Source organism: uncultured Polaribacter sp., assembly GCF_947500975.1.
Classification (GTDB): Bacteria; Bacteroidota; Bacteroidia; order Flavobacteriales; family Flavobacteriaceae; genus Polaribacter.
The window spans coordinates 49,289-74,858 of record NZ_CANMUE010000002.1 but is presented as its reverse complement, the minus strand read 5'-3'; the positions used below and the strand labels follow the sequence as shown (position 1 = coordinate 74,858).

18 protein-coding genes are annotated in these 25,570 nt (G+C 29.0%); 2 read left to right on the top strand and 16 right to left on the bottom strand.

Going from position 1 to position 25,570, the window contains the following annotated elements; translation table 11 throughout:
- Positions 1–17: 17 nt before the first annotated feature.
- The 4 genes from Q0733_RS02320 to Q0733_RS02305 form a co-directional block, all read right to left on the bottom strand.
- On the bottom strand, positions 18–2,273 hold the full coding sequence (locus Q0733_RS02320) for an alginate lyase family protein (protein WP_298778474.1): 2,256 nt from the start codon (positions 2,271–2,273) through the stop codon (positions 18–20).
- Positions 2,274–2,351: 78 nt separating this feature from the next.
- On the bottom strand, positions 2,352–3,347 hold the full coding sequence (locus tag Q0733_RS02315; protein WP_298778472.1) for a T9SS type A sorting domain-containing protein: 996 nt from the start codon (positions 3,345–3,347) through the stop codon (positions 2,352–2,354).
- Positions 3,348–3,480: 133 nt separating this feature from the next.
- Positions 3,481–5,691 (bottom strand): heparinase II/III family protein, encoded by a 2,211-nt coding sequence (locus Q0733_RS02310; RefSeq protein WP_298778469.1) that lies wholly within the window; start codon positions 5,689–5,691, stop codon positions 3,481–3,483.
- A gap of 10 nt (positions 5,692–5,701) precedes the next feature.
- A complete protein-coding gene (locus Q0733_RS02305; RefSeq protein WP_298778467.1) occupies positions 5,702–8,005 on the bottom strand; it encodes a chondroitinase-B domain-containing protein in 2,304 nt (767 codons plus the stop codon).
- A gap of 511 nt (positions 8,006–8,516) precedes the next feature.
- Between Q0733_RS02305 and Q0733_RS02300 the strand changes: the two genes are divergently transcribed.
- Complete coding sequence (locus Q0733_RS02300; RefSeq protein ID WP_298778465.1) at positions 8,517–11,588, top strand: TonB-dependent receptor; 3,072 nt, start codon at positions 8,517–8,519, stop codon at positions 11,586–11,588.
- Positions 11,589–11,597: 9 nt separating this feature from the next.
- A complete protein-coding gene (locus tag Q0733_RS02295) occupies positions 11,598–13,133 on the top strand; it encodes a RagB/SusD family nutrient uptake outer membrane protein (RefSeq protein WP_298778463.1) in 1,536 nt (511 codons plus the stop codon).
- 219 nt (positions 13,134–13,352) lie between these two features.
- Here the strand turns inward: Q0733_RS02295 and Q0733_RS02290 are convergent, their stop codons facing one another.
- The 12 genes from Q0733_RS02290 to Q0733_RS02235 form a co-directional block, all read right to left on the bottom strand.
- Positions 13,353–14,123, bottom strand: a complete 771-nt coding sequence (locus Q0733_RS02290; RefSeq protein ID WP_298778459.1) for an SDR family oxidoreductase — start codon at positions 14,121–14,123, stop codon at positions 13,353–13,355.
- Positions 14,124–14,144: 21 nt separating this feature from the next.
- Positions 14,145–15,263, bottom strand: a complete 1,119-nt coding sequence (locus Q0733_RS02285) for a polysaccharide lyase family 7 protein (RefSeq protein WP_298778456.1) — start codon at positions 15,261–15,263, stop codon at positions 14,145–14,147.
- A gap of 18 nt (positions 15,264–15,281) precedes the next feature.
- Positions 15,282–15,980: a FadR/GntR family transcriptional regulator gene (locus tag Q0733_RS02280; protein ID WP_298778453.1), complete on the bottom strand. Its 699-nt coding sequence runs from the start codon at positions 15,978–15,980 to the stop codon at positions 15,282–15,284.
- A 13-nt stretch (positions 15,981–15,993) separates the two neighbouring features.
- On the bottom strand, positions 15,994–17,268 hold the full coding sequence (locus Q0733_RS02275; protein WP_298778451.1) for an Nramp family divalent metal transporter: 1,275 nt from the start codon (positions 17,266–17,268) through the stop codon (positions 15,994–15,996).
- A 7-nt stretch (positions 17,269–17,275) separates the two neighbouring features.
- Positions 17,276–19,141 carry an NADP-dependent phosphogluconate dehydrogenase gene (gene gndA, locus Q0733_RS02270; RefSeq protein ID WP_298778448.1) on the bottom strand — a complete coding sequence of 622 codons (1,866 nt, stop codon included), beginning with the start codon at positions 19,139–19,141 and terminating at the stop codon, positions 17,276–17,278.
- Positions 19,142–19,348: 207 nt separating this feature from the next.
- Positions 19,349–20,386 (bottom strand): AMP-binding protein, encoded by a 1,038-nt coding sequence (locus Q0733_RS02265; protein ID WP_298778446.1) that lies wholly within the window; start codon positions 20,384–20,386, stop codon positions 19,349–19,351.
- Entirely contained in the window at positions 20,376–21,542 is a 1,167-nt protein-coding gene (locus Q0733_RS02260) for a CPBP family glutamic-type intramembrane protease (protein ID WP_298778443.1), read from the bottom strand. The genes Q0733_RS02265 and Q0733_RS02260 overlap by 11 nt, the downstream gene beginning before the upstream one ends.
- Before the next feature lie 2 nt (positions 21,543–21,544).
- A complete protein-coding gene (locus Q0733_RS02255) occupies positions 21,545–22,585 on the bottom strand; it encodes an o-succinylbenzoate synthase (protein WP_298778435.1) in 1,041 nt (346 codons plus the stop codon).
- A 9-nt stretch (positions 22,586–22,594) separates the two neighbouring features.
- On the bottom strand, positions 22,595–23,110 hold the full coding sequence (locus Q0733_RS02250; protein WP_298778433.1) for an SRPBCC family protein: 516 nt from the start codon (positions 23,108–23,110) through the stop codon (positions 22,595–22,597).
- A gap of 7 nt (positions 23,111–23,117) precedes the next feature.
- Entirely contained in the window at positions 23,118–24,092 is a 975-nt protein-coding gene (gene menA, locus Q0733_RS02245; RefSeq protein ID WP_298778431.1) for a 1,4-dihydroxy-2-naphthoate octaprenyltransferase, read from the bottom strand.
- A gap of 42 nt (positions 24,093–24,134) precedes the next feature.
- On the bottom strand, positions 24,135–24,914 hold the full coding sequence (locus Q0733_RS02240; RefSeq protein ID WP_298778428.1) for a (Fe-S)-binding protein: 780 nt from the start codon (positions 24,912–24,914) through the stop codon (positions 24,135–24,137).
- Between the two features lie 36 nt (positions 24,915–24,950).
- Positions 24,951–25,568, bottom strand: a complete 618-nt coding sequence (locus tag Q0733_RS02235; RefSeq protein ID WP_298778426.1) for a hypothetical protein — start codon at positions 25,566–25,568, stop codon at positions 24,951–24,953.
- Positions 25,569–25,570: the final 2 nt, after the last annotated feature.

Below are 25,570 nucleotides of genomic sequence, written 5' to 3'. Positions count from 1 at the left end.
AGTTTATTAGTTTTTATTTATTTAAAATAATAACCACCAGTCCACTGGTAATTATTACCATTAATATTTACATTGTGTTTTGAATTATTGTTAGAGTTTGCAGTTATAAACAATTTAGTTTTACCGTTTATATTAGTGATTTTTATTGCTGTATAATTATCAGAATCTAAAACAACTTTTAATTCTTTTATACTACTGTTCGAATTTATAGCTGACTCTGTAACTGGACTATAACTTCCATGCGCCTCAATAGTAGAAACAAAAAGTGTATTTTTTATATTATTTCGCCTTAATATTAATGCAGCATCTCTTCTCAAATTAAATTTTGGATCATTTGCCCCAATTCTTGTAAAAAACAATTCATCATTATTGTTAGTAACAGAAGTTAATGTATAAAACTTTCCTTTATTCAACCAAGATAATTTACTATTATCGCTAGATGGTTTTCCTTGCCCTTCAACAAAAAGGTGCTGATATCCATTTCTATCTCCGAAAGTATTTAATGTTTTTGGTGTTTTATATTCAAAATTTGTTTGAATAACCTGTCCTAGAAAGTAGTAAGGAAAATCATATTTATTAGCTTTATCAGAAGAAATCTTCATAATATCTAACATATAAGGCTTTTCTAAATCTTCATCCTTTATTACCGCCATGGTTCTTAACATTTCTGTTCCTGGGTAAGCATTACTCTCTCTTGCACTTGCAACTTGTACATGATTATTTTCCGAAGAATAATAGTTTAAAACTGAATGATGTTTACTACCAATTTCATATTTGGCATTAAAATGAGAAGTTTCATTTTGCACAACCGTATTGTGAGCTATGGTTTGTTTTGCCCAAGTTTTATTTTCTTTTAAATAGTTTCCACCACCTTTTTGCTCAATATTAACAAAACGAGATAACCCATAATCTTGTAAAATTTCCTCACCATCTTCATATAATGAATAAGATAATTTATCATAATGCCCGTGACTAGAACCTTGTGCCGCATATTTAAAAACCAATTCAATATCTTCATTTCTTAATATTGCTACTCCTCCCTGATTTCCTTTTGGACCATCAGAAAGATTAATAGATTTTTTACTAAAAGGTTCTGCCTTACTATTTTTAATACCAAGAGCTACAGCTAGGCCAGAATCGTCTAATAAAACACGATCTTGCTCTGTTGCTATTGAAAGTAAACCTGGATCTTGCCCACCAAAATGATAAGAAATATCAACAGCAGTCACTAAAGCACTTGTATAATATGACATCCCTTTTTGACCATCATTAAGAGGAAAAAAATCTCCATCTGCATCAGATAAATTTAATAAAGCGTTTATTGATTTTAACAATACTCCTTCTTTGTATTCAAATATTTTTAATTCTGGTTTAACATTATGTAAAGCTTCAGCAAAAATTAAAAAAGGATACATTGCATAACGCTGGTAATAAGGACCTTCATTATAATAACCATCTGGAGAAAAAGGCTCTTCAATATTAGCCAAAAAACCTGCTTTTCCATCTTTATTTAAAAAACCACCATCATCATCTTTTTCTTTTGTATTTAATTTTAAGCCTTTAATACCATATAGCGCACGATCAATTAATTCTTGATCATCCATCACTAATCCAATCATACCTACAGCTGCATTACCCCAGGTACTATGATTATGAACTCTTTGATAAAACTGAGGACTATCAACAGAAATATGATCTGCAAATGGCTTAAACAGGTTTGTTTCTAACTTATTTCGTTCTTCTAAAGACAAATAATTATAAATACAATCATAAGCCTGACTAACGTATACTAACCAATTAGAATCATTTAAACATTGCCAAAATAATTTACCTCTTGCATAAGATCTTGTTTTTGGGTGTAAGGGCAATGTTTTATACATTTTTTCATACTGCATTAACATGTCTTTTACATATTTAGCATATTTAGCATCATCTAAGATTTGATACAAAACACCTGCTTTTTGTAAAACTACCATATTACGTTTATGACGAACATGTGTATAACCACCAGAATAATGAACAGGTATTGGAGTTTCAATTCCTAATTCAATTTCCGCATCTATTTCTGCTTTTACTTTTTCTAATGTTTTATCAAAAATTGGAATATTACCCAATTGTGCTCTAATATCTTTAACACCTTGTTTGGTTAAAATTAATTTTGGATGCTCACTGTTAGCATTTAACTCAACATTATAATTTGAATTTTGACCTGTATTCTTAGCACACGAAAAAATAATTAAAAGAATTAAAAGAAAGTTTGAGATTTTTAACATAGAAAAAAGTTGATAAATTAAATTAGAAAAGCTTCAAAATAAAAATATTTCAAAGCTTTTTTTATAGTATTAAAATGTTTAGTTCTTAATTAATTTCTTAGAAGCTACAGAGTCTCCACTAGTAAGTTTCATCAAATAAACCCCTTTAGATAATGAAGAAATATCTAAATTACCAGTACTTAATATTGTTTTGCTGATTACCCTTTTACCTAATAAGTTAAAAATTTCAACTTTATTAACTTCTAGTTCTGAAGAAATAGTTACAAACTCACTTGCTGGGTTTGGATAAACACTAAACTTAGAAGAAAAAACTTCGTCTACGGATGCGGTTGGATCAGATATTACAGATTCCCAAGTAGTACCAATTCTAATTTCATCAATAACAGAATTTGGTGTTCTTGCATTAGAACTAGCCTCCATACTAATAGCAACAAATTCATTCCTTGTTTTATCAATAGTTTCAAGTGTAAGATCTGAAACAGGTTCTGCAGCTGAAACTGTTGGGTTTACCCATAATTTACCAATTGTTCCATCAAATTTATAACTTATCACAAAGAAAAATTGAGTACCAAAATCATAATCCGTAGAAGTAAATACAGCTTTACTAGTTGTATCTGTAGATCCATAACCTACATTAAAAGTATTATCTTTACTTCCAGCTTTTATAAAAAGAGCTGGACCAGCATTTCCTGTACTATTTAAAAGTACTACCTGCCTATATATATCAATACTACTTGGATCCTTGTAAGTTACTACATTCATTAAAAAAGAAAAATATATAGTTCCAGAATTAACCTCAGTAAAAGGAAGCTTTAAATCATCTCCACCACCTTCATAACCAACTGCATTACCTGTAGGTAAAGGAATTCCAAAATCACTCCAAGTAGGTTGAGCCACAATTAACATATCTCCACTCGTAGCCCCATTTTTTTCAACCCAAACATTACTCGTAGTTAAAGTTTGCCCAGTAAGTGACTCTCCAACAGTATAATCAAAAGGCTCATGTAAAATTTGCTGACCAAACGCTAAATTTACAGCAAATAGTATAGCAATAAAAAGTAATGTTTTCTTCATAATCGTTAAATTAAAATAGTTTATAAATAAAATTGGTAAACCAAATTGGTTTACCAAAAGTACAAAAAATATCTTTGTAAATAAAAACAGTAATAAAATAAATTAAAAAACTAGCTACAAGTATTTTAGAAAATTAATTAATAGCACAATAACTTAGAGGCTCTATTACCTGAGTTTTACTTGTACCTAAAATCATAACTTCAAAAGATTTATAAAATAATGATTGCAACTTTATTTCATTGTTTTTAATATCTAAAAAAACATCTACTTTTTCTGAAAATTGAAGTTTCTTATTTTTAAAAACCACTTCTGTAACACCAAATAAAATGTGTTTATCAGATTTTGAAAGTACTTGTGAAGCGTCTGATTTTAATTGATTAGAATTAATACTCCAACCTTTGATTTTTGGGTTAGTATTTTCTTCATCAATTCTATCATCATATTTAGAAAAAGGAAATAAAACAGTTATAAAATTAAAATTTTCAACTCCTTCTTTAGAAACTATGGACCACTCTTTTCCTCTAGCCCCTTCTGTGGTAACTTTATCTATTTTTTCTAATTGATAAATATCTAAACCAGAACTATTTTGAAAACTAGAACGTAATAAGTTTGGTGAATTCTCTAAACTATAATGACCTTGCCAAACTTGTTTATATGTATGCTTCTCTTCGGATGAAAAATTATCTTTTACTAACCAAAAAATATTTTCTACATTAAATATCTGTCTTGAATACTGAACTCCAACATTCTCAAAACCATCATGCGAACCTATAAAAACTTCGATATCTTTATCTTTCTGAAAACCAATTACCTTTGGATTAGGTAGTTGTTTAAATTTACCAAAACCACTACCCCCTTTATTTGAAGTATATTTTTTGCCTTGCAGCTCGTTATCAACCAAAGCTACATTTTTGGTCATTGAATTTTTAAAAAGTTCTAAATCTTTTAAAGAATAACGAACTTGGTAATTAGGTAGAATCACATTTTTATTAGCAAAAGCCTGGATACCCAACATATCTCCGTGTTGATGATCTGGCTTTTTAGTATCTAAGCCAGCTGAAACGACTAACATTTTATCGTTTTTATTCCAACCTTCACGCATAAAATAATACCCAGTATCATCAAAAGAGTATGACTTTACTTTTGGCTTCTCTTGCTGAATATTCCTTAAATTTTCTAATTGTTTACCGCTCGCATACCAATACATTCTACTACTTAACTTATTATTAGCAAAGTATCCAAAAGTTGGATTTTCAAACAACAAATACCCTAAAGTAAGTCCGTCTGAAATATCATTTTTCTCTGCCCAAGGAGCGTCAGTGTCATCAGAAAAAACTGGTGCAGATTTATCTGGAAATGAAATTTTAGTTAATGTTGTAAATAAAGATTCCAATTTATTTTTCCAGTAAGTATCTACTTTTAAATTGCTATTCTTGGCTAATTGATATACAAAGAAATAATTACCTATATCACTTAAATGATAATGTACCGTTCTCTCAAACTGAAAACCATCTTCGTTAATTTCTTTACGTAAATGTTCTGCTAACAGTTTCATAGAATGCTTATACCATACATCTGTATCTACAAAATCTCTTAATAAAATAGAAACCATTGCTAAGGCAGACAAACCTCTTGTTTGATGATTACCAGACTTAAACTCTTTATTTCGTTCATATAAATAAGAAGCATGCTGTAATAAAGTTGCAATAGTTTTCAATTGATCTTTATCTGTATATCCTTTTTCTCCTAAAAAAAGATTGTGAATTTGCAACCAATTCAAAACCCTGTAACCAGACCTAAATGCTTCGTAAACACCATTTCCATCCTCAATAATTTCAAATTTATTTTGATGTAAGGCTGTATTTAAAGACTGCATTTGCCCCTTAAAATAATTGATATATTTAGGATTCTTATTTTCATAAAAATAATTAAAAGCAATATCGACCATTTTATGCTGACGCGCCAAATGCCTTAATGCATAGGCATTTACAGGTTTTCCGTTTTGATAATTAAAAGGCAGTTTCCATTTAGGATTTGATGAATATTTTGTTAAATGATCTAACCCTCTTGCTTTATGACTTTTTTCAGACTTAGGATATAAAACTGAATACAAAGCAAAACGTTTTTCTACAGTTTTATAATCATAATAATATCGCTCAGAAAATTTTTCTCTAAAATAACTAGCAAGCTTTTCTACAGAAAGTTCACCTTTATCTAATAACTGATTTTTTACATCATTCTTTAAAAAGTTAGGCAATTCAGTAACATTTAAAACTTTTTTACTAGGTATTTTTTGACCATAAACAGTTAATGTAAATAGTAAAAGAAAAATTATTTTAAACAACCTTATCATTTTAGTACATTAATTTCATTACTAAGTTTTCTTCAGTTTTTATTTTTCCAGAATTACTTAAAGTATTCTCAGATTCAATATTATTTTTTGCTCCCCATAAGATAGAAACAAACTGAACAGAATTATTTTTAAATGTATTTTTTGTAATATTTACATTTACAATACCTCTGTGATTTAATAACATTTTGTTTTTTTCTTTACTACCACAGTTAGTAAATGTGCTATTTGAAACTAATAAATTTCCACCAATTGTAGATTCATCATAACCACCTCTATAATAATCTATAACATTTTGTTTTACATTATTAAAGTTACAATTTTCTATTGTTAAATATTCTGTATTATAATCTCCTCTATCATTCGTCTCTTCAGATAATTCTATACCGTTTTCACAATTTAAAATAGATGTATTTTTAAAAGTTATTTCTTCTGAAAAAGATTGCTTGTAAACTTTTAAAGCATAATTAAAATTACTAATTTCAGAATCTAAAACCTCTAAACCAAAATGATTAGACATATTCTTTTTTAAACTTGCAAATGCAAATTGTGAATCTGTTCCTTTTAATTTAATATTCTTTAAAGTTAATTTACCATAAGGATACAGCTCCAAAGCTGGCGTATTTTTTTCTCCAGTATATAAAATTTCTGCTTTTCCTTTTGATTGAATTGTTATTGATTTGTTAATAACCAATGATTTTGAAAGTGCATACACTCCATCATTTAAATCGATAATATCTCCACTTTCAGCTTCATTAAGTTTAACAATTAACTCATCACTATTTATAACAGCATGTGTTTTTGCTTCTTTTGCTTTAACTTCATTAGAAAACCATGTTGCTCCATATTTTGATTTATCTAATAAATTTAAGTTGATGTTTTCTGAACTCAAAATAGCACCAATTTGATTAGATTTACTTCTAGAAGCTCCTAATAAATCTCCAGTAATTGTTTCAAAATCAAAGCCATTATAAACCTCCACATCACTAAACCCATTTACTGGCACAGAAATATCAGTACCAATATCTGTTAAGGTTAGTTTTACAGGTGATAAACCATCACGTTTTGCAAATTCAACTCCATTATTATCAATTATATTACTTTTAAAAGTAACACCATCTGCTTTATCATGCTCAATAATTGGATTTTCATCCCCTTTAGAATTATAGATTACATTATTTACAACCTCAGTTCTTAAAGGCCTTGCAGATCTAATTTCAGATTTTGGTAAAACTGCCGCTTGAGCAATATTGGTACCAACACCAAATTGCCATGGAGAATCCGAATCTACAAATGTATTATAAGCTACAACAACATCTGTAACTTGATTATACCTATTTAATGGTGACTTTGGAATTCCATTCATAATTGCAATTGGGCTTCTAAAATTCTTACCTTTAATTTTATAAAAAAGATTATTTGTAACCCAATGACCTGTATTTATAATTCTAATTCCACCAAATTGTTCATTTACTCCATCACCAATAAAATAATTCCCATCTACCAAAACATAATTTCCATGCCTTGTAACTACAGAACCTTCACTCTTATAAAAAACATTATTTTTTATGATATTAAAATTGGTTTTGCTTGATATAATTTCTACTTCTCCATTACATTCTTCAAATAAATTATTCGCAATCGTTGTATTACTTGGAGACATTGATGTAAAACTACTACCTAATTGAATAGTTTCTCCTCTAGCACCACCTTTTCTTGGTCTTGGCCCAAAATGATTATTTACAATTTGATGATAATTTCTAATACTTTGGTTTCCTTTTAAGTCTACCCTTACAGTTGGCCCACCGTTAGTTTTACCCGCTAAATAACAGTTAGCTAAAGTATTATGTTTCCCATAAAACTGAACCCAAAGATTATCTTGGTCACGTTCTAAATTATTAAAATCTAAAATCACGCAATTTGTTACGCTACTATGATTTGCAACCTCCTTCTTACTTGTTCTAAATGCAATTACATTTGCTGTTGGAGAATGTCCGTTTCTAAAAAATAAACCATTAACATTTAAATAATTACCACTAATTTCTAAATTAGAAACACCTTCTATAAAGACTTCCCCCGGAGTTTCAGCTTTTAAAGTTATAGGGTTTTTCTCATTTCCCTCACCTATAAGTTTAATATTTACATCTTTATAAACGCCGTTTTTAAGCACTATGTTATCTCCAGCTTTAGCGTTTGTAATAGCTTCATTTAATTCTAAATTATTACTTACTAAGATAACATTTGTGGATTTCTTACTACAAGAAACAAACAGTATAATTAAATTGATAATTAGAAATGATTTTTTCATGAATTATGATTAATGTATTAATAATATATTGAGATATACGTTGTTTTTAAAAAGTTTAAATCATTTAAACATTTTAAATTAACATTACTATACCTTGTTTTTTGAAAAAAAACAAACTGGTAAACCAATTTGGTAAACCAAATATACATTAAAAATCTAAAACTAAAACACTGTATTAAAAATTAATTTCTTTAAATCAAATATATTTTACGAATAAAATATATGTCAAATAATATTTTCCTTTCCTTTTAAACAAAAATTAAAATAATTTAACCTTGAAATTCAAACATAAAAAACAATAGTAATATAGCAAAAAACAGATAATACAAATAATATAATTTACATGCGTTAATAGCTGTAAATCCATAATAATTACATTAATTAATTTTCAATAACACAACATACTCCACAAACCATTTGCTTTTTATGAAAAAAATATTATATTTGGCAAACCAATCTGGTAAACCAAATTGGTTTACCAAAAAATATTTAATCTATATAATTTTAATTTATGTTAAAAAACAACTTATTCAAGAAAATCATTACTTGCATTGTTCTATTTGCATCAGTAATGGCTTTTGCTCAACAAAAAGTTACTGGTAAAGTAACTGACGGAGAAAGTAATACTGGCTTACCAGAAGTTAGTATTCAAATTAAAGGTACCTCTACAGGTACAACAACAGATTTTGATGGTAACTATTCTATTACTGTCACTAACTCTGATGCCATCTTAGTATTAAGGTACCTTGGTTTTGCTACCAAGGAAGTTAGTGTAAATGGAAGATCTGAAGTAAACGTAACATTAATCGAAGATTCAAATTCGCTTGACGAAGTTGTAGTTGTAGGTTATGGTTCTCGTAAGAAAAGTGATTTAACTGGAGCAGTTTCTTCAATTAAATCAGAGGAATTAAATGCTTTTCCTGTATTAAATGCTCAACAAGCACTTCAAGGTCGTGCAGCGGGGGTAGTTGTTCAATCAAATAATGGAGGAGAGCCTGGAGCACCTATAAGTATGAGTATTAGAGGTAATTCATCTATTAACGGTAGTAGTTCACCTCTTATAGTAGTAGATGGTTTTGTTGGGGCAACTATGCCACAAGCAGGAGATATTAAATCTATAGAGGTTTTAAAAGATGCATCTTCTACTGCTATTTATGGTTCACAAGCAGCTAATGGTGTTGTAATGGTAACCACTAAAAAAGGTAAGGCTGGAAAAATGAACATAGAAATAAATTCATCTTATTCTGTTAATACAGTTTCCAATAGATTAGATTTATTAAATGCTGATGACTTTGCAGATTATCAAAATGCTGTTAGGGCAAATGAAGCTATAACAAGTGGTGATCCATTTGTACCATACGTACAAGGAGATTATGACACAGATTGGCAAGATCAAATTTATAGATCAGGTAGTATTTCAAATCATCAATTATCTTTTTCAGGGGGTACTGATAAATTAAATTACTATGCTTCTGCAACTTACTTTAAACAAGAGGGTGTGTTAATTAATTCAGGATTTGAAAGAATCTCTTTTTTATCTAACATAGATGCACAACTAACTGATAAATTAAAAGTAGGTATGAATCTAACTGGTAGTTTAGGTGAGAAAAATGGAGTAACAACTCAATCTGATGGCTCTGTAACTGTAGGAGGTGATGATGTTGTTTCTTTAGCAATGCGTTTTGCACCTGATAAAGGAATTTATAATGCAGATGGCAGTTTCTCAACTAATGACCAAATAGGTGATGAAGTGGATAACCCTTGGGCTGTTGCCACACAAAGAGATGATGATACAGAAATAGATAAGTTTAGAGGGAATTTTTACGCTGATTATCAGATTTTAGAAGGCCTAAACTTTAAAACAACTTTTGGATTAAGCTCTCAGAATAGTTTTAGAGGTAGGTATATGCCAAGAACATTATCTGTTACTGCTGGTAATGGAGTTGATGGTAGAGCTATCATGAATGATGATAATACCAAAATTATTTTATCTGAAAATTACTTAACATATAAGAAAGAAATAGGAAAAGGTGATTTAACTTTATTGGGAGGTTATTCATATCAAAAAATCACAAATAAAGGATTTTATTCTGAGGCTACAGGTACAATATCTGATTCTTTCTCTTATTATGGATTATGGACAGCTACAAATTTAATAAATGGAACAGGTGGAGACGTTTATATAAATGAGAAAGAGTTACAATCTCTTTTTGGTAGAGTAAATTATGATTATGACGATAAATATTTACTTACTTTTACGGTAAGACGTGATGGAGCTTCTAATTTTGCTGCAAATCATAAATATGCAACATTTCCTTCTGCTGCTTTTGGTTGGAGAATTAATAATGAGAAGTTTATGGAGGATGTTAAAGCTATTTCTAATTTAAAACTAAGAACTAGTTATGGTGTTACTGGAGATCCATCTATTGCACCATATCAATCTCTAGCAAGCTTAGCTAGTTTATATGCTTCAGTTAATGGAGAAACAGTTTCAGCTTTTACTCCTAATCAACCTGCTAATCCTGATTTAAAATGGGAATCTTCTTATCAAACAAATATAGGTTTGGATTTAGGTTTATATAATAATGCAGTATCACTGTCTTTAGATTATTATAATATAGATACTAAAGATGTTATTATGGTGAATAATGAACAAGCAGACCTTTTCGGTTTCTTTAATCCAAATACATATGTAAATGCAGGAGAAATCAATAATAGAGGTATAGAAGTTTCTTTAAACACACGTAATATAAGTAATGATAACTTTAGCTGGAATACAGATTTTGTATTTGCTAAAAATAAAAATAAAGTAGTTGCTTTAAACGGAGGTATTGATGTCTTTAATAATGGTGCGCCAAGTTATTTTAGTGTAGATAATAATTCTTTATTACGTGAAGGAGAAGAAGTAGGACTTTTTTATGGTTATGAATATGCAGGAGTATATGATGGAACAACTTTGCCAAGTGGTACCTCAACATTACCAGGTGGGGTAGCAGGAGACCCTCTATTTGTAGATCTTGATGATAGTGGAGATATTGGAACCGATGATAGAACCATTATTGGTAATCCAAATCCTGATTTTACTTGGGGTATTACAAATAGTTTCACATATAAAGATTTTGATTTAAATATCTTCTTTCAGGGGTCTCAAGGTGGAGAAATTTTTAATATGACTAACGTTCAATTAAACAATGGTGATGCTAATACTACTTACGATTACTACAATAGCGCTTGGACAACAACAAACACTAATACTAACGCTCCTCGTGTAGGAAATAATAGTTCAAGAGAAATATCTTCTCGATTTGTTGAAGATGGAAGTTATGTAAGGTTAAAAAATATTGCTTTAGGATATAATTTATCTTCAGATTTATTAGAAAATATAGGGTTAGAACAAGTAAGACTTTCTTTCAGTGCTCAAAACTTATTAACTTTTACTAATTATTCAGGTTTAGATCCTGAAGTAAATTATTTTGGAGCTGCTGGAAATAATAATACAGCTTCTAACACAGTTAGAGGATTTGATTTCGGTAATTATCCAACAGTAAAATCATTCACTTTTGGTGTTAATATTAAATTTTAAATAAAAAAAATGAGAAAAATATATAAATTTTTATTGTTATTGATAGGATTGTCAATAACAGGATGTTCTGATTTAGTTGAAGAGCCAGTAAGTCTATTGTCTCCTGAAGGAATTTTTCAAACAACTGATGATATTCAAACAGCTGTAAATGGAGCTTATACTCATGCAATTAATGAAGAGATTTGGGGTAGGAAATTATCTGTAGCTTTAATGTTACGTTCAGACATGGTTAATCTTCAATCTACTCAAACTAGAAGAGTTGAAATGAATATGCATACAATTACAGATGACAATGAAATGGTTTATGATCCTTGGCGTAGAATTTGGCTAGGTATTGCAGCAGCTAATACAGCCATTGAAGGCGCAAAATTAGTTGATGTTGATGAGTCAACAAAAAACCCTGTTATTGCTCAGGCTTATTTTATAAGAGCTTTTTATTATTTTCATTTAGTTAGGTTATTTGGAGATGTTCCTTATATCGATTATGTAATTGATAGTAGTAATAGCCAAGCTACATCTGAGATAACAAGTACATCAGAAGCTGATGTTTATACAAAAATAATATCAGATTTAAAGTATGCTGAAGAATGGTTACCTAATACCGTTGCTACTAGAGCACTACCTTCTAAAGCAGCAGCTAAGTCTTATTTAGCTTTAGTCTATTTAACGATGGCAGGAACAGATGGGACTGCAAATTTTCAATTAGCATATGATAAAGCAAAAGAAGTAATTAATAATAAAAGTATTTACGGTGTAGATTTGGATCCAGATTTTCAAACATTATTTAATGCTGATTTAATTGATGGATCTGTAGAACCAATTTTTGCTTTAGATTATAACAATGTAGAGGCAGACAATAATGCTTATGATCAAATATCACCTATGACTGGTATTAGAGGGGATGATGATGACCAAGGTTGGTCGGTTGCCGTTCCTACTATGGCTGTATATGATTCTTTTGACAAAGATGATTACAGAACACGCGTTAGTTTCCAAACAGAAGCAACAATTGGTGGAGTTACTGTAGATTATTCAGAATTCTCTATAAGTGGTCACGCACATGCTGCAAATCAACCATATATAGCGAAATATTCACGTTATCCAGGTGAATATGCTAGAGGTAATAAAAGAGCAACTAGTCATAATTATTCTATGTTACGCTATGCAGAGGTTTTATTAATAGCAGCTGAAGCAGGTGTAGAAATTGGAGCTGGAGACGCTTTAAGTCTTTTAAATGAAGTAAGAGGTAGAGCTAGAAATGGAGGTAATTCAACCAATGGAGGTTATGTAGAACAAACAATAGCAGCTAGCACTATACCTGCTGATCTTACTTCAATTACAGTTGAAGACGTGTTAGAAGAACGTAGGATAGAACTTGCTTTTGAAGGTAAGAGATGGTATGATATTAAAAGAAGACGTTTAGGTGATGAAGTTTTTGGAGCATCAGGTTATGAAGGTGACAAACCTGATTGGAACTCTGCTGTAGATTATGATACACCATTACCACAAGATGAATTAGCTGTTCTTCCTAATATTACTAATTAATTTTTAAAAAAATATTATTTGAATTAAGTTAAAAAGGTTTACAGCTTTAAAAGTTGTAAACCTTTTTTTTATATTTGAATAAACAAGGTATTAGCTTTTTAAAAAATAAAAGTTTAGTTAAAGTACCCCAAAAAGAATGAAGTAAAAAAACACCTATTAAGCTTTGATAAAACTTAATAGGTGTTTTTTATTAATAGTATTAAATAGCAAACTAATATTTTACATATTGTAAACGCCTCCATTAATATCTAAGGTAGCTCCAGTAATAAATCCATCATATTCAGACGCAAGAAATAAAACAGCTCTAGCTACATCAGCAGCATTACCTGCTCTTTTAATTGGAATACCTGCAATTGTTTCATTTGCAGACTCTCTAGTTGTATGAGTATTATGAAATGAAGTACCTAAAATAAGACCAGGGGCAACAGCATTCACTTTTGTACCTTGCGGCCCAAACTCTGTAGCAAGTGCTCTTGTAAACGTTAAAATAGCTCCTTTACTTGTAGCATACACTAAAGACCCTGGATGCCCTCCTTTACGTCCTGCAAGTGATGCTAAATTAACAATACTACTATTTTTATTCATTGCTAAATAAGGCCCTGCTGCTCTTGTAACTAACATCATTGATGTCATGTTAATATCCATTACTTTATGCCAAAAATCAGTTTCCATTTCATCCAACATTCTTCTTGCAACAAGCGACCCTGCGTTATTTATCAATATTTCTAAACTTCCAAAGGCTTCTATTGTTTTTTCAACCAATAGATTAGCATCTTTTTCTTTAGTTAAATCTCCACTTATAACTACCGCTTTCTGCCCCTTGTTTATGGCATAATCTGCTAATTTTTTGGCTGTATCCGCACTAGAAAAATAATGAATAGCAACATTTGCACCACTATCAATAAAGTGCTTTGTAATTGACTCTCCAATTCCTTGTGCGCCAGCAGTTATTAAAACATTTTTTCCTTCTAATTTATGTAAGTTATTCATGATTTATTTTTATATTTTTAATTAATCATTTTTAGTAAAATATTCTTTGTTTGAAACAGCAGTGTTACTAATATATATACTCGCTGTTTTAAACCAAACTTCGGCATAGTTACCATCTTCATATTGTTTTTGAATATCGCCACCATGAATTTCTGCTCCAGAACACCAATTTTTATTTACCTCAGGAGATTTTCCATTGGTTTGATTATATGCACCTAATTTAAAAAAACAACCTTCTCCTGTATAAGCTTCCTTACGTTCTACACCATCTTGACCAATTGGAACAAATAACTTTTGTGTTTGTAACGGAATATCTGCTTTTGTTGTGTATTCTGATTTAATTAAGTTTTTTGAAAAGGTTTTAGTTTCATGACCTTCACTCATAAATTTTAAGGTCATAATTCCATCTTTCACCTTTATTTCATAACTAAACTCTTCTCCTAAAGAAATACCATCTTTAGGCTCTTCCGGATAAGTATTTACATCAGTACCCACTACTGAAAAATCATAACCCCAAACTGCTGATGAAAAATCCCATCTACCAGAATTATCTTCTCCTTTTGTATTGATTTCATAATGCCAAAAAACAGAACCTTTAGTATGACCAGGAAACTTTTTGTAAAATATTTTAAGAGGCTCGTTTTCATGACCATCTGCGCTATGAATTTGCCCTACAACTACAGAATATGAAGCTGCTACCCTAGCATCACCCGTTGCAGAAACATTCATTACCTTAAGAGAGGCTGTTAATTTATCATCAGCAGTTTTTGGATACCATTTTTTTGCCTGTGCCAATTCTGTTCTTGTATTGTTTGATGTTCCGTGAGTATCTCCTCCATTTGGAGCTTTAAAAACAACCCAATCATTTTTACCATCATTTGAGGTGAAAAAGAAATCTTTATTTTCAAAATTATTTGCTATTCCGGCATTTGATCCATCTCCTAAAATTAATTTCCAATGATCAAAAAAAGGAATAACATCACTTGCATAAACATTGTTTTTTGGCTCTTTTTTATCAGAATTTATTATTGATGAATCAGTTTTTTTGGCCTTTTGATTACAACTAAAAAGTACCAACAAAATACTTATTTTTAATAAATTAGATACTTTTGAAATCATTTTTTTGTTGCTTAGTTTCATATTATTTTTCATTTGAATCTATATTTTTTTTATATGTCTTGATAGTTTATAAAAATGTTCATTCATCATTTTTGTTGCAAGTTCTGGGTCTTTAGCTTCAATTGCTAAAAAAATGTTTTCATGTTTCTTTATTTCAGAACTTATTTGATCTCCTTCACAAACGGTATCTCTTTCATAAGTTTTAAGAATTGGCGGGATTAATAAAAGCATTAACGAAACCATAGTATTATTTTTACTAGCTTTTGCAATTGCTAAATGAAATAATAAATCTTCTTCTAAATAATCATCACCAGCAATAATTTTAGTTTTAAAAGCAACTAAGGCTTCTTTTATTCTTTTTAAATCAATATCTGTACGTCTTTTAGACGCTAGCCTAACCGTTTTAAACTCTAAAGATATTCTTGTTTCTACAAGTTCATTAAAAGAAGGAACATCTAAAGAAATTATTTCATCAATAATACCATTAAATCCAGTTAATCCAATAGCTAAGAAAGTTCCGCTTTGCGATATTGATCTTAAAACCCCATAAAATTCTAACTTTCTAATAGCTTCTCTAATATGATTTCTTTTTACATCAAATTTTTCTGACATAATTCTCTCAGAAGGTAATTTATCTCCACTTTCTAAGTTTTTAGCGTTAATTAAATCTCTAATCTTAGAAATAACAACATTTTGCAATGTTCTATTTGCATGATTGTCTATTAAACTAATTTTCATATAATTTTATATTTTAAAAATAATCTAAAAGAGCTAGTATTCCATTGTAAGAAATCACCAAAGAAAAAAACAAAGCTGCATACATACCAATGTAAACTCCCATACTCGTTTTGTAATCTTTCATTACTTTTTTACTACTTAACATTAATATAATTCCTAAAATTACAACTGGTAAAACAAAGACATTAAATACTTGTGATAAAATTTGAATTTCTATAGGATTTGCGCCAAATGCTGGTCCAATTAAAGCAACCAAACAAGCTATTGCTGTAATAATTCTAAACTGACGTGATTTAGTATCTAAAGTTCCAGATTGATAATCTGCAATTAATAATGGTGCAATTAACAAACAAGGAAATATTGAAGACAAACCTGCACTTAAAGCACCAAAAAAGAAAATAGTAACAGCCCATTTACCAGCAACTGGCTCTAAAGTATTTGCCATATCTAAAACATGTGTTACTTCTTTACCTTCATAAAATAAAGCTCCTGCAGCTACAGCCATTATTGTAGCACTTATTACAAATATTAAAATAGCTGCTGTAATTGAATCTTTTTTTTGTTGGTTTAAATTTTTAATTGTCCATCCTTTACCTTTCACAAATAAAGGTCTTGACAAAAATGTTGCAGACGCCATAGTTGTTCCAACAAAGGCAGCAACCAACATTTTACCTCCCGGAATATCAGGAATTGTTGGTAATAATCCTTTTACAACATCTACAGTTAATGGTTGTACAAAGCATAATGATAAAACAAAGGATAAACCCATTAGAGTTACAAAAATCACCAATATTTTCTCAAAAAAAGTATACTTTCCTACTAGCATTAATAAGTAAAAAATAACAATTATTATAATTGCTATAATTAAAACAGTTTCATATTTATAAGAACTTATTTCTTCAAAATTAACTGCAAGTATTTCAAAAATTATATTTGATGAAATTCCTAAAATCCCCATTAACGAATTCCATTGTCCAAATGTAATACCAACTATAACTAAAATTGCTAAAGCTTTACCAAATTTCAAATGCTTTTTAAATCCAAAAAGTGCAGTTTCACCAGTTAACAAAGCGTAGTTTCCATATGCAAACATTAAAACTCCAGAAAAAACACAACTTAATAAAAGCACCCATAATAATTGCATATTAAATTTGCTTCCTGCAACAATCATAGAGGTTACACTACCTGTACCTATGGTATAACCAATAGCAAAAATTCCTGGACCAAAGCCTAAAATAATTGCAATAATTTTTTTTATAAATGAATTTTCACTTTTAGTTGTTGCCATAATTTAATTATTTTTTCCAATTAGTATGATAAAATTTATTTGAAGTATCATCAATTCTTTGATACGTATGAGCACCAAAATAATCTCGCTGAGCTTGTATTAAATTTGCTGATGAATTTGCTACTTTAAAGCCATTAAAAAAATTAATAGATTCACTAAAATTAGGAATTGGTAATTCATTTAAAATACATTCTGAAACTACTTTTTTAACACTTGGTTTTAGTGTTTTTAACTTTTCAATGATTCCTTTATCAGTTAAAATATTATTAGTTGTTTTAAAAACGGTAACCAGTTCTAACATTAAATCTGATTTAATAATACAGCCATTTGTCCAAATTCGAGATAATTCACTTAAATTCAAATCCCATTTATAATTTACAGATGCTTCATAAATTAATTTAAAACCTTGATAATGATTTATAATTCTTGCAAATTGATATGCTTTTAAGATATCAGTATTTTCAATATTTAGATTAAGAGTTTCATCTTTTTCAAAACTTTTACTCAAGTGAATTCGTTCTTCTTTATAAAAAGAAATATAACGTGTAAATAATGCGGAAGCAATCATTGTACTTGGCACTCCTAATTGGGCAGTTGTAATTGTTGTCCAATTTCCGGTTCCTTTATTACCTGCTTTGTCCATTATTTTATTTACTAACCAATCATCACCCTCCTTTTTTCTTAGAATATCAATTGTTATTTCTAATAAATAACTATTTGTAGATTCTTTCCAAGATTCTAAAATGTTAGCAATTTCGTCTGGATTATTCCCTAAGGATTTTAACATCACAAAAACTTCTACCAATAATTGCATTTCTACATACTCAATTCCATTATGAACCATTTTTACAAAATGACCACTTCCATCACTTCCTATATGTGTGCAACAAGGTAAATTATTTACGTCTTTTGCAGCTATTGCTTCTAAAAAAGGCTTCACTTCTTTATAAGCATCTTTTTCTCCACCAGGCATAATCGAAGGCCCCTTTAAAGCTCCTTCTTCACCACCAGAAACTCCAGCACCCAAAAAATGGATATTTTTAGATTTTAAATAGTCAAATCGTTCTTTTGTTTTGTTATAATTAGAATTACCTCCATCAATTAAAATATCTCCTGCGTCAAGAAAAGGTAAAAGATCTTCAATAACTAAATCTACTATTTTACCTGCATTAACCATCAACATAATCTTTCTTGGTTTTTCTAAAGATTTTACAAAAGGCTCTATACTATCAAAAGGTAAAGCTTTAGATAACTCTTCAAATTGATTTTTAAAGTTTTTTGCCACATCTTCTTCTACCCCATCAACATGTCTGTTAAAAATTGATAACCGAACCTTATTATTTGCAAGGTTTCTAGTTAAACTTTTCCCCATTACTCCAAGTCCAAATAATCCAAATTCTGATTTATTTAATAGTTCTTTTTCTATCACTTTTATAATTTCATTAGGGGTTAAATTAATATCTATTTTAATTGCATTTTTTGGTTCTTCTAAAATATCAAATTGGGACTTTAATAATGCTGAACTCATAAAATGACCTTCACGATTATTAATTCTTTCTTCAATTATTTCAAAAGAACCACTGAGGTAAACCCATTTTACACTTTGATTAATATTTGTGCTTAAAATATTTCGATAACTTTGTTTTAAGGCAGAACAAACTATAACACAACCCGTTTCTTTTAGTTTTTCTATGGCTAAGTTATTTAACACTTTTAACCAACCTAATCTATCACTATCGTTTAAGGCCTTCCCTTTTGACATTTTTAAAACATTTTCTTCTGGATGAAAATCATCTCCATCAAAAAATGGAATATTTAATTTTTTTGACAGCAAATTTCCTATGGTGCTTTTTCCAACACCAGAAACTCCCATAATAAATATAATTTTAGCTTCGATTTTTGTTTGTTTTTTTTGGGCACCCAAATTGGGTACCCAAATATATACTTTTTTAAATTAAAAAAACAAACGTTACACAAAAAAGAAAAAAACTATAAATCAGATATATAAATTTATTTTACATCAGATAAATTTAAAAAAGTAAACATTTAAAGAGGCTTTAAAGTTTAAATTTAGGGAGAATTAAAACTGAATTAAGCTCAAGGTTTTAAAACGTTGAACTTTTTTTGTGGCAGTTTCTACAAATTGATTTAGAAAATAAACTTCTTTTGGAATTTGATATTTAGAAAGGTTTACATTTTTAAAATTGATATTTTGTTTATCCCCTTCAACAATTAAAATTAATTTTTCACCCAGTTTTTCATCAGAAATTCCAGCAACAAAAAAACGATTTGATATTATTTTTGACAACTCCTCTTCTATTCTTTCTGGATGTAATTTTATTCCACCAGAATTAATTACATTATCAAAACGACCTAACCATTCAAATTCTTCATCAGAAACCAACTGTACAACATCATTTGTAAAAACAATTTCTTTAGATACCTTTTTAGCATCAATCACTAAACAATTTCTATCATCTTTATAAATTGTTACATTTGGTAAAACTTCATAAAAAGCTAGTTTTTTATTACTCTTATTTAATTTTTTAACAGCAATATGAGTAATGGTTTCAGTCATACCATAAGTTAAAAAAACTGAAGTTGAAATGCCTTGAATTTTGTCTTCTATTTTTTTTGAAACAACTCCTCCTCCAACAATTAACTTTTTTACTAAACTTATTTTAGACAAAGAGTTTTCTAGCTGTAGAGGAACCATTGCAGAAAAATCATACTGCTTTGTAATACTTTTTAAAGGAAAAGAACTAGATTCAATAATATCTATATGCCAACCTAGAATGATTGCTCTTATCAACATCATTTTACCAGCAATATAAGCTATTGGCAAACATAATAACGCTGTTGTATTTTCTAGTAAATTAAAATAATTACCTGTTGTTTTTGCAGAATTTACAACAAATTCTTTTTGAAGTGAAATTGACTTTGGTGTTCCTGTAGAACCTGAAGTTTGTACAGTTATGCAATCATCAGTAGAAAACCAATCTTCTAAAAAATGGTGAATATCACTAGAAAAATTATGAGTATAAACAAGTAATTCATCAACAGAAGAAAAAGATTTTCCATTTAATTGAAAACGATTATGAAATGTTTTATTCTCCAATATCCTCTAAAATTCTATAATTTTCTTTTAAAATTACTGGTTTTTCAATTTTACCTGTTAATTTTTCTAACCAATTACTCCATTTATATTTTTTTGAAAAAAGAATTAACATTAATGGATATAAAACAAAAACAGGTAAAAACATTTCCCAAGAAACAGAAGGCTCTGAAGTATCAATAAATAAAGCATCAGTTTGAAAAACCATCCAATCTGTTGTGATTAAAAATGCAGCTAGAATATTATTTGCTGCATGTAAACCCAAAGCAATTTCAGTTCCTTCATCCATTAAAGTTGTAATTCCATAAAAAAGACCTGTTCCAATATAGAAAACCATTGTTATGCTTCCTAGCTTTTGAACCTCAGGATTTGCTCCATGCAACAGGCCAAAACAAACTGAAGTTACTATTAATGGTGTTAATTTGGAACTAAAAAAATTCGTTAATAATAAATTGAATTTAGAGTCAAAAAAACTATCCTTAAGTAGAAAAAACTGTAAAACAGATATAAAACTAATAATAATAAATAAAATAAAAGAGTCAAGTTCAAAAAAATCACGAAAAACGAAAATTGAAACTGAAACTATAGTAAAGACAAAATAAAAAGGAAATTTTTTATTAATTGTTGCAATACCTAAACCTTGCATAAAATACCCTCTAAACAATAGTTCTTCTAAACTTGTTTGTAATGGTAAAAACAAAAAGGAAATAGCTAACAAAATAAAAAATGGAACTGGATTAAAATTGTAGGTATAGTCTTCAGGAGCAATTAAAATTCCAATAATAGAAAGCACTAAAAGTAATAAACCCCAACTTAAAAAACCAAACCAAAAACGTTTCCAGTCTATCGATTTTCTACTAGTTACTATAGATAAAAAAGTTCTTTTATGTATGTATTTTATTCCTAAAAATAAAAAAAACAAACCAATAGCAAATGATAAAATCATTAAAAATAAAAATAGATTTTTATCTATACCTAACGACATAAAATTAGTCAACGCCGCCTCTGTAAACTCAGAAATACTTGCTGAATGCATAATGGCAGCTATCAACAAAGGTAAAACACCTAAAATTTGCCAGCCTGTAAAGACTAACAAAATTGTTAAAACCCAATGATACCAATCAGTTTTACCAGAAAAAGCTTGTTGTATAAAATTCATTTTTATATTAAATTAAAATCCCAACTTTGGTTAGGATTATATTGTAATGCCCCGTTTATGACCTCTAAAGGGCTTTTAAAATTATTAGTAAATAAACCTCCAGTTCCTAAACCTTGTGGTAAAACACTTTGTAATCTAAAGGTAAATTGCGCAATTGCATTCAGTCCAATATTACTTTCCAAGGCAGAAGTTATCCACCAATCGGTATTGTTTTCTTTTGCTAAATTAATCCATTCTTCACTACCAGCAAAACCGCCAATTAAACTAGGTTTTAAAATAATGTATTGAGGATTTATTGTTGTTATTAATTTTCTTTTTTCTTCGGATGTAAATACACCTATTAACTCTTCATCTAAAGCAATTGATAAAGGTGTTTTTTTACATAAATTGGCCATTTCTTCAATTTGACCTTGTTTTATTGGTTGCTCAATAGAATGTATATCAAACTCTGATAATCGTTTTAATTTTTCTAAAGCCTCATAAGGTTTAAAAGCACCATTTGCATCCACTCTTAATTCTATTTCTTTGGAAGAAAATTCTTTTCTAATCGATTTTAGCAACTCAATTTCTGATTCAAAATCAATGGCGCCAATTTTCATTTTAATACAAGAAAAACCTGTTTTTAATTTCTCTTTAATTTGAGATTTCATAAACTGCTTATCTCCCATCCAAATTAAACCATTAATAGCAATTGCTTCATTTCCATTTGTAAATTCTGATGGAAATAATTCAAATTTATCTTTACTTTTAAGTGACAAAAAAGCTTGTTCTAATCCAAATTGAATTGAAGGAAACTCTAAAAGTTGATTCAATAAAAACCCTAAACCTTTGTTTATATTTTGACAAACCCATTTTAGTTTTTCTTCATAATGTGAAACATCATCAATACTTAAACCTCTAAAAAGACCTGTTTCTCCAATTCCTTTTTTATTGTTTTTTTCTAAAATAATAAACCAAGTCTCTTTTGTTTTTAAAATTCCGCGTGAAGTTCCACTTGGGTTTTTAAAATTTAGAGTGTATTTTTTATAACTGGCTTTTATCACTTTATAAAGTTATTTTTTTTCTACAAAATCTTTAAAATTATTTAAGTATAATTGATCTTGCTCTATAAAAGTGCCTTTAAAATACGGAAACATACATGCCATAATATAAGAGTCACTTTTGCAACTTGAATTTAATGTAATTGTTGTTTTACCATCTTTTTCTGTAAAAACATAATCATCCGTTTTTAACATATTTTCTGCATCAAAAAAAAGTGTAACTTTTTCATTTGGTACATAAGCCATCACTTTTTCTGTCATAGTTATTTCTTCTTCTTGGCTCATCACTACAATTTGATACAAACTCCCAGTTTTACCTAAATTCTCATTTAATGTTTTAATTGACTTAATTTCTGGAATCCAATTTTTTACATTGTTTGGAGTATTAAAAATTTCAAAAACCTCATTAACAGGCTTATTTATAGTTATTTCTGTAGTATAATTAGTTTCTTTCACAAACAAACCTGTTGCAAAAAACACAAGAGTTATTGCTGTAATTATTCCTAAAATTATTTTTATTTTTTTCATAATTATATTAAAATATAGTATTTCCTATTCCAAAAAGAATTGCAAACAAAAAAGTACTTAAAGCTACTTTTTTCAGTTCGCTATCTAAATCTGCATAGATAATGTTTTTAGCTACAGTAATTACATTTAATCCAAGAGGAACAAAAGCAATTAAAAATAGAAATTGTAAAGGTGAATTATAATTTAAAAGCACATAAATAATAGCAGCTACAAAAGCTCCTAAAATTAAAAAGTAATGATACATTTTTGCTTTTTGACTTCCTAAAAAAACGACTAATGTGTTTTTGTTATTCTTTTTATCTTCAATTTGATCTCTCATATTATTCAAATTTAAGACTGAAACACTTAACAAACCTATTGAAATTGCGGGTAAAAAGACTTCAAAATTAATATGCTTTGTATACAAGAAATAACTCCCCACAACACTTAACAAGCCAAAGAAAATAAAGACAAATACATCTCCAAAGCCAGAGTAACCATATGCCGTTTTACCCACTGTGTATTTGATTGCTGCTGCAATTGAGGCAACTCCTAATCCGAAAAACAAGATAGAATAGCCAAAATTGTCTTTTCCAAAAGCTGTATAAATTAGTAATAAAGCAATTATTAAAGTGATGATTGTAGTTACAATCATTGCTGATTTCATTTGTTTTGGAGTTATTGCTCCAGAAGCAACCATCCTTGCTTCTCCTGTTCTGTTTTTATCAGAACCTTTGATGCCATCACCATAATCATTTGCAAAATTAGATAAAACTTGAAAGCCTATTGTGGTTAGGATTGCTAAAAAAAATATTAAAAATGAAAGCTCAACTTCAATATGTTTAACAATAAACATTGTTTCATTTTCATTAAGGTTTTCTAATATTTTTTTTGAAAGTGAATTATCTATTTTCCAAACCCCTAAAAAACTACCTACAATAATTCCAGAAATCGATAAAGGAAGTGTTCTTAAACGTGCAGCTTTTATATAGTTTTTTATCATTTTAAAATAGATTCCTGCTTTCACAAGAATGACAAATATTTATTACAGGTTATTAGCCTCAGCAATTAATTCTGCAATATCCTTTACTAAAACTTGAGTTTCTTTTTCTTTGAATTTAATTCCATCAGTCATCATTGTATTGCAATAAGGACAACCAGTAGCAATAATATTAGGTTTGGTGGCTAAAGCATCTTCTGTTCTTAATACATTAATATCTTTATCGCCTTTTTCAGGCTCTTTAAACATTTGTGCTCCTCCTGCGCCGCAACATAAAGCGGACTGTTTATTACGCTTCATTTCAGTAAGGTTAACCCCTAATCTTTTTATTAAATCTCTTGGAGATTCAAATACTTCATTGGCACGACCTAAATAACAAGGATCATGAAACGTAACTTTTTTTCCTTTTAAAGTAGTATCATTTAATGATATTCTGCCTTCTGAAATTAATTTTTGAATAAACTGTGTATGATGAAAAACTTCGTATTTACCTCCTAAACTTGGATATTCGTTTTTTAAAGTATTAAATGAATGTGGATCGCAAGTAACAATTTTTTTAACCTCATAACCATTTAAAACTTCAATATTCATCATGGCTTGCATTTGAAACAAAAATTCGTTTCCTGCTCTTTTTGCTGCATCACCTGTTGATGATTCTTCTGTACCTAAAACTGCAAAATCTACTTTAGCTTCATGTAAAATTTTTACAAATGCCCTAGATATTTTTTTTGCTCTATCATCATAACTTCCTGCTGCTCCAACCCAAAACAAAACTTCTGGTTGTTTACCTTGAGCCATCATTTCTGCCATCGTTGGTACGTTCATAATATTGATTTTGGTTATTAATATTTACTTTTCTTACTACTTATTAAAGAGTAATTTTTCTTTATATGCTTTCACTTCTTCTAAAACTTTAGGTGAAAGTATTTTTCCAAATAATGGTGAATACGGATCGTAATTTACCATTACCCATTCATTGTTGGTTGCCTCTTCTTTTAAAATTGCTGTAATTTTATTCTTCATAGATATATTCATAGAATTATCAGAAGTAAAAGTTACATCCATTTCTTTAGCTTTCATAGTAGTTATCATCATATTCTTTGTTGCTTCATCAAATTTCTGATTATGAAAAGTCATTTTCATACCCAAATCATAAACAACAAATCCACATTCTAAATTATTATCTCCTGTAAAAATCTCAGACACCTCAAAATCAGGTATTGAATTAGATATTTCAACAGAATATTCACTATTCCCTTCAAATACAATCTTTAAAGCTGTTTTTATTTGTTCTTTTGAAGCGAACTCGAAAACTTTAGGATGTGTCATTGCTAAAACAGCTTCATAGTCTCTATTATTCATATCAACAAACATCTGTTTTGCTAACGTATTTACTTTTTCTTTAGAACTTTGTGCTAAACCTTTAACACTTATCAATACTAAAAAACTAAACATTAAAAAGCTTACAATCTTTTTCATTT